Source organism: Stenotrophomonas sp. 3diitr2024, assembly GCF_042136455.1.
Lineage (GTDB): Bacteria > Pseudomonadota > Gammaproteobacteria > Xanthomonadales > Xanthomonadaceae > Stenotrophomonas > Stenotrophomonas sepilia.
This window is the reverse complement of record NZ_JBHHMJ010000279.1, coordinates 1-10372: the sequence shown is the minus strand read 5'-3', so window position 1 is coordinate 10372 and position 10372 is coordinate 1. Positions and strand designations below refer to the sequence as shown.

Below are 10372 nucleotides of genomic sequence, written 5' to 3'. Positions count from 1 at the left end.
CGCCATTGCGCACGGCAGTGCCGACCGCGCCGTAGAAGGTCCACGACGAGCAGTACACCGCCAGCGCCAGGCTGTAGACGACCGGCCGCAGCCACGGCCGGTCGGGGTACATCGGCCGACGGTCGCCCCACCACGCCACGCCGAACAGCAGCGCGGCATAGGCAACCGAGACCAGCAGCAGGACCCAACTGGAGACCACGCGTGTGTTTCCGTCGGAGGAACCCGCAGTGTAGGCCAGGCGCGGCCGGGTGTACGGGCTCGTTGGGGGCAACCGCCCCCACCAGTGTGGGGGCTTACGCGGTGCGGGCCACGACCGTGGGTCGTGGCCGGCTTCTTACTGGGCCGGCACGCCCATTTCCTTCAGCAGTTCCGGCGCCGGGTAGACCTTGGCCAGCAGCCAGCGCAGGTAGCGCATGTCCACGTGCACGGCACGCTTGTAGCGCGGGTCGAACCACCAGCTGGCGCTGACCGACTCCCAGTTGCTGTCAAAGTTCAGGCCGATCAGTTCGCCCTTGGCATTGAGCACCGGCGAGCCGGAGTTGCCGCCGGTGGTGTCCAGGTTGGTCAGGAAGTTGACCGTCTGGGTCTTCAGTGCCGGATCGGCGGTGCTGCCGAAGTCACCCTTGGCGATCGCTGCCAGCAGCGGCTTGGGTGCGTCGAACGGATAGGCGTTGGTGTTCTTCTCGACGATGCCGGCCACGGTGGTCACCGGCGAGTAGGTCACGCCATCGCGCGGGTGCAGCGCCTCGACCTTGCCGTAGCTGATGCGCAGGGTGCGGTTGGCATCCGGGTACACAGCGCGGCCCTGCTTGGCACGCCAGGCGAACAGCGCCTGCATGTAGGCCGGGCGCAGGCGCAGCTGCTCGCCCTCGCGGGTCTTGCTTTCGTTCTCGATGCGCAGCTGCGCGGCCACCAGCGGGCCGGCCACGGCGATCAGCGGATCGGCGGCCAGGGCCTTGCCTTCGCGCGCAGCCGCGAAGCGCGACAGGCGCTGCGCCTCGTCACCCAGCTGGGTGCCGGCGTACAGGGTGTCCAGTGCCTTGGCCAGCTGCTGCGGGGTACGGCCGAAGGCGGCGTCGAACTCGGCCACGCGCTGCGCGTCCGGCAGCTGCTGGTAACGGGTCAGCAGGGTGGTCAGCAGGGCCTTCTCGACCTCCGGTGCGTAGCGGCGCTGGACCTGCTTGAGCACGCCTTCGATCATCGCCTGGTCGCGCTGCTGGTAACCGCTCTCGCGCTGCGCGTCCGGTTTGGCCGATTCGATGCGCAGGCGCTCCAGCAGCAGCGCCGAGCGCAGCAACTGGCTCTGTGCGGCCATCTGGTCCAGCAGCAGGTCACGCTCGCCCACCGCCGCGCCCTGTGACACGTTGGCCAGCAGCGCCTTGATGTCGCTCTGGTACCTGCGGTCGGTGGCGGCCAGCATCGCGGTCTCGTCGGCGGCACGCTGGGCCTTGGCGTCGCTGCGCAGCAGACCTTCCAGCTCACCGGCGGCGCGCTTGCGGTTGTTCTTCAGCGACTGCAGCTGCGAAGCGTAACGGGTACGTGCCTGCGCGTCCTTGGCGGTTGCCGCCTCGATGGTGTCGATCATCTGCTGGAACACCGAAACGCGGCGCGGCAGCACGGTGTCGATCTGGCCGGCGAATTCTGCCGCGGTACGGTGGCGGTAGGTGATGCCCGGATAACCGGCCAGCATCGCGTAGTCGCCCTCCTTCGGGCCCTCCACCGACATCTGCAGGTGTGCCGGCGCCTGGTAGGGCACGTTGTCCTTGCTGTAGGCGGCCGGCTTGCCGTCCTTGCCCACATAGGCGCGCAGCAGGGTGAAGTCGCCGGTGTGGCGCGGCCACATGAAATTGTCGATCTCATCGCCATAGTTGCCGATCGCACGCGGCGGCGCGTACACCAGGCGCACGTCGCTGAGTTCCAGCTGGGCGATGCGGTAGAAGTCGGTGCCGTAGTACATGTTGGCCACCGAGCAGCGCACACTGCCATCCTTCTCGCACTCGGCCACGATCTGCTTGCTGGCGGCATCGACGGCATCGAAGTAGGCACGGCCGGTCTTGCCGCGGGCCTGCGCCAGCACCTGGTCGGTCACCTTGTCGAAGCCGACGGTGACCAGCACGCGGAAGTCCGGGTTGGCCGGGCGCTCATCGGCACGGCCGTTGGCGATGAAGCCACCGTTGATCAGGTCGTGCTCTGGGGAGCTGTTGTACTGGATCACGCCCATCGCCACGTGGTGATTGGTCAGCAGCAGGCCGTCGCTGGACACGAACGAGCCGGTGCCGCCGCCAGCGCGCACCACCGCGCTCAGCGGCGGCGCGGTGACATTGGCCAGGTCGGCCGGATTGCCCTTGAAACCTGCGGCCTGCAGCGGCTCGGCCAGCTCCGGCAGCTGCGTCGGCATCCACATGCCTTCATCGGCGTGGGCACCGGCGGCGAGGGTCAGGCCCAGGGCCAGGGCGGTGGGAAGGGCTTTGCGTGGTGACATGAGGCAATCCGGTACGACTGAACAGCCCGGGACCATAGCCGCTGGGGCCGCATGGGGCAACGGCTGATGGTTGGGGGCACCGATGCTGGCTAGAATCAGGCACGGATACTAGGGAAGGACCGATGATCGCAGGAATCGATCTGGGCACCACGCATTCGACAGGGCCATCTGCCGCCGAGGCGCTTGCCGACCGCATCGTCCGCAACGGTCAGCAACGCGATCCGGCAGACTTCGCAGCCTGGCTGCAGCAGTCCCCGGAACTGCAGCCCCCTGCGGATGCTGGCGCGGTGAACCTGGCAACCTGGCAACGGCTGATGAAGGGCACTACGCCGTTCCCGCAAGCGAACTTCGAGCAGCTGGCCGACCGCTTCCAGTGGTATGACCGGGACAGTATCCGCGAGTGCTACGACATGGCCGCCCTCGGCCACAGCATGCACCTGTGCTGGTTGCTGGTGCCAGGCAACGAGACCGCGCTCGCCCGTTACATGCGTCTTGAGAATGCGCCGGTCTCGGTGGTGCAGGCCCGCACCCGTGTCGCCCGGCTCAGTGGCCCCTGGCACCCACTGCGCGCGCGCATCCAGGCGCTGTCCGCGCGCACGCGACACGAAATGCGTGAAACGCTGCATTACCTTGTCGGCGTGCCTGTGATGGCGCACGTGGCGCTCCCACCGCCATTGCAGCGCAGGCAGGTCATGTTCTGGGCGGCCGCATGCGACGCCCTGCACCATTCCGTGCCGTCACGCAGACGCTTCACGCGGCGAACGGTCGCTTTGGCACTGCTTCTGACGTGCGCCCTGCTGGCCGCCATCGCAATCCTCCGCGGGGCATTTTCCAGCTCCCCCGGCAATGCAGACAGTGATCGTTCAAGCCTGCAGCCCCCACACGAGGCAAACCCATGAGCAACTGGATGGACCTGCTGGAGCGCGCCAAATCCACCGACCCGCAACCTTTCGCGGTGTACCTGCAGGGTCTGCGCAGCCAGTGGTCCCTGGACGAGCGCGCTGAAGCCAGTGCTAGGGTGCTGCAGGCGCTGCGCGCGCGGCAGGCGCCCATGAACCTGTCCGAAGCCGCGGCGCTTTACCAGGCCTTCGGCTGGGACGACGCGGGCTGCGGCCTGGCACCAGGCGAACTGCGCGAGCTGGCCGAACACGCCTGGCAGGACTGGCTGCAACTGCCCGCGCAGACCGATCTGCTGGCCCAGCAGATGGAGGCGCGTGGCGGACGCTGGACCAGCCACGATGACGCTGCCAGCCGCCTTCAGCAGCTGCGCGAACCGCGTTCGCACCTGCGCAACCTGATGTCCGCGCTGCCGCTGCGCGTGCCGCGCCAGGCCGTAGCGTTGATGGACGTACTGGGCTGCCAGGAGGACCGTCCTCTGCCGCCCGGCATCGATGCGGGCCAAGCCCGCTTCTGGGCCGGCGCCAGCGATGTCACCCGCCTCACCGCAGCACAGTTGTCATTGCTGCGTGCACTGCTGGCAAGCGTGGCGCTGACGTTGATGGCCTTCATCGCGTTGGCCACCACCCAGATCGCCAACACGCTGCTGCCCTACCAGTCGGAAGAGCAGCGCAGGGCGATCGTGCTGGGCACGGCAGCGCTGGCGCCACTGCTCGGCACGCTGCTGGCCATTGGCCTGCGTCATCTGTTCGTCTGGCAGAGCGCCCCTGAAGACCCGTCCGTGCCGCCTTCCCGGCTGCGTTGGCTGGCCCTGCCGGTCGCCTGCGCAGCCATCGCAGTGGTCGGTACCGCCGTCTACCTGTGGGTGCCCTCGCCTTCGCTGTGGTTGGCACCGCTGTGCTGGCTGCTGGCCTGGACCGTGCTGGCCACGGCATGGATCCGCTACCAGCTGCGCCGGGGCAAGCCCGTCCGCATGGAATTGCCAGTGTCATTCCTGATGATGCTGTCCGTGCTCAGCGTGCTGCCGGCGCTGCTGGGTGCGCTGCTGCTGTGGAGCATGGACCTGTCCGGGCACCGCCAGCGGCTGCGCCGCAGCTGAAGAAGCCGGGGGTCGGACCCTTTCAACGAAAGGGCGCCGCCCCCGACCCGGTCATTTCTCCCGCCGCCAGTTGATCGAACCACGGTTTTCCACCGTGCTCGATTCCACTTCCACATCAAACCCGCGGCGCAGCAGGTACTTCAGCGTGATCACCGAACCGGCGCCCACCAGCGACACGCCGTAACCCACGTAAAGCTTGGGCGAGATGTACTTGCCGACGCCGATCACCGAACCACCCAGCGCGCGCGACTGGCTCACGCCTGCATCATCCAGGCCCAGCTTGGCACCCAGCTGCGAGGCGAGCAGGCCACTGCCAGCCGAGAGCGCCGCCGAGGCCGCGTTGACCTGCTGCGCCTGGTCGCTGCTGGCGCCGGTCAGGCTGCGTCCCAGCACCAGATAGGCCAGTGCCTCGGACTGCGACATCGCCGGATCGGACCACACGTCGGCACGCGGTTGCTGGGCACGCCCGGTCACGTCGATGCCGGCGGTGACATCACCGATGCGGCGCTCGGCGCGGATGTTGATGCGCGGGTCGGACACCGCGTTGTAGTTCCAGTTGAGGTTGCCACGGGTGATGGTCAGGTCCTGCCCATACGCCTTGTAGCGGCCGCTCACTTCCAGGCCGCCATTGGCGGTCATTTCGCGGCCGGGCTTGGCCCAGACCTGCATCTTGCCGGTCAGCGCGCCCTTCAGGCCGAACCCGGTCATCTTCACCTTGTCGCCCAGGCTGACCGTCAGGTCCATGTCCAGCGGCGAGGTGCGCGACTCTTCCGGATCGGCCGGGTCGAGCACCACCACGTCTTCGGACACCGAGGTGCCGCGGTCCAGGCGTTCCAGATCGATGTCGGCCTCGGGCACGTGCACGGTGCCGCGCAGCTCCATCGCCGCCTTGGCCAGGGTGAAGTCGAGGTTGGGGTTGGCGACGATGCGCAGTTCGCTGGTGTTGGACAGCAGCACGTTCTCGCCATGGATCTTCAGCTGCAGCGGCTGCGCATCGCCGAACCACGACAGGCCACCGTCCACGTACAGCGTGCCCTGGCCCGAGTTGGCCTGCGCGGTGATCTTGGCCGAACCATCGGGCTGGGCCACGAAGCTGCCCTTGCCCTGGTCGAAAGTCAGGCCCAGCGCGGGGAATTCGCCCTTGAAGTTGCTCAGCTGTGCGTCACCGCCCAGCGACGGCTGGCCTCGCGTCCCGCGCAGGCTGACGTGGCCTTCGATCAGACCGGTCGGTCGCACGATGTCCGGCGAGAACAGCTCCAGCCAGTACAGCCGCGACATGTTCAGATAGAGCTCACCGTTCAGTGGTGCACTGGCTTCCCAGCCGGTCTGCATCTTGGCGTCGACGAAGCCATTGCCCTGGAAGCCCATGCCCAGATAGCCCTTGATGCTGGCCGGGGTCATGTCGAGCTTCAGCGAGAACTGGTCATAGCGCACCAGCTCGCCGCGGGTGGTATCGCCCACGGTGTTGCGGTTCTCGCCCAGGCGCACGCCGCCTTCCTTCGAGCGCACTTCCACATGGCCTTCCCAGGCCGCGCCACGCGGGCGGATCTGCGCGTCCAGGCTGACGTCGCCGCGCAGATAGATGCGGCGGCCGGACTGCGGCGGCAGCCACGGCTGCACCAGCGCCAGCGGCAGCGCGTCACTGCGCACCACCAGGCCTTCGCGCGGCCAGTTGGCCTGTGCGCACAGCGCGCCGCTGCTCGCGGCGGCCAGGCAGGCTTCGGACAGGGTGTAGGTGCTGCCGTTGATCGCGAACGCCGCCGGTGCACGCAGCGACCACGCATCACCCTTCACCGGTGCGATGCGCAGCGACGCCAGCTCGCCGCGCCACTGCGTGCCCTGCTGGCGCACGCTGCCCTGCAGCTCGATCGCCCCCATCTCGTTGCGGGTCTGCGCGGCCAGGCGCAGGTTGGACACACTGCCCTGTGCGTCGATGTTCAGCCGCTCCAGCAACATGCCCGCTTTGACCTGCTGGCCCTGCACGGCCAGCGTGCCGCTGTCGCCGCGCCACGGCAGGCGGCCCTTGATGCTCACGCTCTCGGCGCCGTAGCCGTCCCAGTTGAGGTTGTTGCCGACCAGGTCAGCGGTGATGTCCGGCGCATCGCGCGGGCCCTTCACCTGTACCTGGCCACGCAGGCCACCGTCGGCGGCCGGCAGCAGGTCGCTCAACTGCAATGGCTCGAAACGCGCATCGATGTCGAGGCGGTCGCCGACCTTGCCCGACGCGGTCACCCGGCTGCTGCCCAACGCCAGTTTCAGGTCACCTTGGCCCTGCGCGCCCTGCAGCGCGAACTTGCCCTGTGCGTCGAGATTGCGCTGGCGCAGCATGCCCTTCAGCGAGGGCAGGTCCACCGTGGCTTCCAGCGTACCGGCGGTGCCCGGTGCGGCATTGGCCGGCGGCGGCAGCTGGCGGCCCTTGGAGGCCAGGTTGCCGGACAGGCGGCCATTCCAGCCCGGCACGAAGTAGCCGGGGTCGAAGTCCTTCAGCGTGGCCTTGGCGTCCCAGTCCAGCTGCGGCGCCCACGCCACCTGGCCTTCCACCTGCAGCTGGCCACCGGGCGTCTGCGCCTGCAGCTGGTGGATCGACGCGGCCTGGTCATTGCCGCGCACATCGAAGTGCAGCTGCGCCTTCTGCTTTTCGCGTTCGACCTCGGCGCGGCCGATCGCCGCCCAGGCCTTCAGGGTACCGGCCAGGCCGAAGCGTGCTTCCTTCAGAGTGACCGGCACCGGTGCGCTGCCGGCGGTGTTCGGATCGGGCGCCGGTACATAGGTCAGGTCCCGCGCGACCACCGAGAAGTTGAGCTTCTGCTGGTTTTCCTGGCTGAAATCGGCGGTGCCCTCCAGGCGGGCTTCGCCACCGAGGCCCTTCAGCAGCAGCGGCGAGACCTTCAGTACCTGGTCCTGCAATGACACCATGGACGGTGCAAGTTCCAGTTCCTGCTCGCCCTGCTTCACCCTGCCACGCAGGTTGGCATTGCCGCCCTTGCCAGCAGCGGTGAAATCCAGCGACAACGGCGTGATCGCCGAGCTCGCCAAGGCCGGCGACAGCAACGCCAGATCCAGCTCGTCGCTGCGCACGCTGGCGTTCCACGTCGGGTCGGTGCGGCCATCGAACACCAGCATCGCGTGCAGCGGCTTCGGTGCACGCCCGGCCATCGCCACTTCCATGTGCGACAGGTCACCGCGGGCGACCAGGCCGACGGTAGCGGCTGTGCGCCCACGCGGTGCCGGCAACACCGCCGTCACCGTCACATCGGTGTCGTAGTCCTTGGCCGGGATGTAACGGCCCTGGGCAGTGAAGTTGCCCATGTCACTGTCCACCACCAGCTTGTGCGCCTGGAACTCGCCGTTGGCGATCTCGATGCCGCCGCGCACGCGGCTGATGTCGATCACCGGTTCGTTGGCCTGGCTGATGCGGAAGCCATCGATGGCGATGGCATCGGCCTGGATCGCCAGCGGCATCTCGATCTGCGGCAGGGAATCGGGCCAGGACGGCAGCTTGAACGGCTCATCGCTCTTGGCCAGGTTCAACGTCGCGTTGGTCAGCTCCAGCTTGTCCAGCAGCAGCTTGCGGCCCAGCAGCGGGCGCAGGTCCGGCTCCAGGTGCGCACGCTCGGCATGGAAATGGATGTCGTCATAGCGGAAGTCGACGTTGTACAGGGTCAGCGGTCCGGCCACCGGACCCTCCACCTTGTCCCAGGTGAAGCTGGCACCCACCGGCAGCCGCGCCACCACCTGGGCCAGCAGTACGTCACGGCCGGCCACGGTCTGCAGCAGCCAGTACACCGCCAGCAGGGCCAGCAGCACCAGGCCGATCACGCCGGCGCCGGACCATGCCCAGAAGCGGCGACGGCGATAGAAGCGCACGCGTGGCGGCGGGGTGTTCGGGGTCGGTGCGGACGCGCTCACAGGTCCGCTCCGATGTTCAGGTACAGCTGGAACTGCGAATCCGGGTTGTTCAGGCCGTGCGCCACGTCGATGCGCACCGGGCCCACCGGCGATTTCCAGCGTACGCCGAAGCCGACGCCGGTATGCAGGTCGATGGTGTTGTCGAAGGCACTGCCGGTATCGACGAACACCGCCGCACCCCAGGGGCCACCGTTGAAGTAGTGCTCGTACTCGGCCGAGCCGATCACCAGGTTCTTGGCACCCAGCGCGTACTTGTCCGGCTTCGGCGTACGCGGGCCGACCTCACGGTAGGCGTAGCCGCGGATGCTGCGGTCACCACCGGCGAAGTAGCGCAGGCTCGGCGGCATCGCCACCAGATCGCTGGTCCAGGTGGTGCCGCCCTCGCCGCGCAGGATCAGGCGATTGCTTTCACCCACCGGGATGTACCAGCGCAACACGGCGTTGGCCTGCACGAAGCTGGTATCCGAGCCGGCGCCTTCCACGCCGGCACGCACCGTCGCAGCGCCGCTGATGCCCTTGCGCGGGAACATCTCGTCGTCGACGTTGACGTAGTCGGCAACCATCTGCGGGTACACCAGCGTCGAGGTGTTGTAGACGGCGTCGGTGAATTCGGTGCCGGAGGCATAGCGCCAGCGCTCGCGCAGCGCGTTGATCGAGGCGATCGCGGTCCAGTGTTCGTTGATCTCGCCGCTGCGGCTGGCGATCAGCTTGAAGTTGCGCAGGTCGATGTAGTCGGTCTGCTCGTCATACGCGCTGGCAGCGAAGGTGTACCAGCCATCAAGCCAGTTGAAGGCCGGAATGCGGTAACTGGTAACCAGGCTCTTGCGCTTCTGCGCATAGTCCAGCTGCGTGTTCATCTTGTGGCCGCGGTTGTTCAGGAACCGCCGCTCGATGCCACCGCGCACACCCGGGCCGCTCTCGCTGCCGTAGCTCAGGCCTGCGGTGTAGATGGTGCGCTTGGCCCGGGTCAGCTTCACGTCCACCGGCACTTCGCCGTTCTCGTCGGCCTGGTCCGGGCGCGGCTGGATGTCGATCACGCTGAAGTAGTCCAGCTTGGTCAGCGACTCGCGCAGCCGGTCCAGCTTGCCCTCGTGGTAGTAGCTGCCCTGGTCCCAGTACACCAGTGGATCGAACAGCTTGTCGACGAAGTAATCCTGCTCGAAGCGCACCGGGCCCATGTTGTAGCGGCGGCCGCTGTCCCAGGTCAGGTCGATGTCGGCGGCGTTGTCGGCGCGGGTGATCTGCACCTGGCGCTGGGTGTAGTCGGCATCGAAGTAGCCGCGCTCGGCCAGGCGCCGGGTGATGGTGATCTTGCTGGCTTCGTACTGGGTGTGCTCGAAGCGCTGGCCCTTGCGGGGCTTGAAGGCGGCCAGGTCGTCCTGCAGGTACTGGTCGTACATCGCCGGGCCGGTGATGTCGATGTGCTCGCGGCGCACGGTCACCGGGGCGCCCTTGTCGACGTGGATCAGCACGCGCACGTGCTCGTCCTCACGCGGCGCCTCGACCTTGATCACCGGGTTGTAGTACCCGAACGGCTCCAGCGCCTGGCGGGTCTGCCGCTCGGCCTGCGACAGCAGGTACTCCAGGCGCGATTCGCCCTGCTCCTTGCCGATCGTGTCGTACAGCGACAGCGATTCCTGGATGTTCTCGATGATTGCGGCGTCGTCGCCCTTGTCCAATCCCTTGATGTCCACCTTGTCGATGGTGCCGCGCGCATGGACCACGGAAGTGGCGGCCAGCGACAGGACCATCAGCGGCAGGGCGTATTTCTTTGGCTGCATGCGGCACAGCATACCGACCGGAGGTGACGATGCGAAATGCATCACGTCATTGCGGATCGGTTGTTAAGTGGCGGTCAAAATACACCGCAAGGTGTCGATTGTCGCAACCGACCAATCAGGATGCCGGCATCGTCCACGATGTCGGCAATGACCCCGATAGACAACGCCGGCGATGTTCCGGTAGTGGGGGGGGGGGGGGGGGGG

At 67.6% G+C, this 10372-nt stretch carries 6 protein-coding genes; 2 read left to right on the top strand and 4 right to left on the bottom strand.

Annotated features, from left to right (window positions below; all coding sequences use genetic code 11):
* Both ABGA94_RS06500 and ABGA94_RS06495 read right to left on the bottom strand, forming a co-directional pair.
* The coding region (locus ABGA94_RS06500) for a hypothetical protein (RefSeq protein ID WP_375366736.1) at nucleotides 1–199 on the bottom strand (199 nt) is incomplete at its 3' end.
* 135 nt (nucleotides 200–334) lie between these two features.
* Complete coding sequence (locus tag ABGA94_RS06495; protein WP_375366734.1) at nucleotides 335–2482, bottom strand: S46 family peptidase; 2148 nt, start codon at nucleotides 2480–2482, stop codon at nucleotides 335–337.
* Nucleotides 2483–2604: 122 nt separating this feature from the next.
* Between ABGA94_RS06495 and ABGA94_RS06490 the strand changes: the two genes are divergently transcribed.
* Both ABGA94_RS06490 and ABGA94_RS06485 read left to right on the top strand, forming a co-directional pair.
* The gene (locus ABGA94_RS06490; RefSeq protein ID WP_095378527.1) at nucleotides 2605–3381 is read left to right on the top strand and encodes a hypothetical protein; all 777 of its coding nucleotides are present in this window, start codon (nucleotides 2605–2607) and stop codon (nucleotides 3379–3381) included.
* Nucleotides 3378–4478 (top strand): hypothetical protein, encoded by a 1101-nt coding sequence (locus ABGA94_RS06485; RefSeq protein ID WP_375366732.1) that lies wholly within the window; start codon nucleotides 3378–3380, stop codon nucleotides 4476–4478. The genes ABGA94_RS06490 and ABGA94_RS06485 overlap by 4 nt, the downstream gene beginning before the upstream one ends.
* Nucleotides 4479–4529: 51 nt before the next feature.
* Here the strand turns inward: ABGA94_RS06485 and ABGA94_RS06480 are convergent, their stop codons facing one another.
* Nucleotides 4530–8387 carry a translocation/assembly module TamB domain-containing protein gene (locus tag ABGA94_RS06480; protein WP_375366729.1) on the bottom strand — a complete coding sequence of 1286 codons (3858 nt, stop codon included), beginning with the start codon at nucleotides 8385–8387 and terminating at the stop codon, nucleotides 4530–4532.
* The gene (locus tag ABGA94_RS06475) at nucleotides 8384–10180 is read right to left on the bottom strand and encodes an autotransporter assembly complex family protein (protein ID WP_032954656.1); all 1797 of its coding nucleotides are present in this window, start codon (nucleotides 10178–10180) and stop codon (nucleotides 8384–8386) included. The genes ABGA94_RS06480 and ABGA94_RS06475 overlap by 4 nt, the downstream gene beginning before the upstream one ends.
* Between the last annotated feature and the right edge of the window lie 192 nt (nucleotides 10181–10372).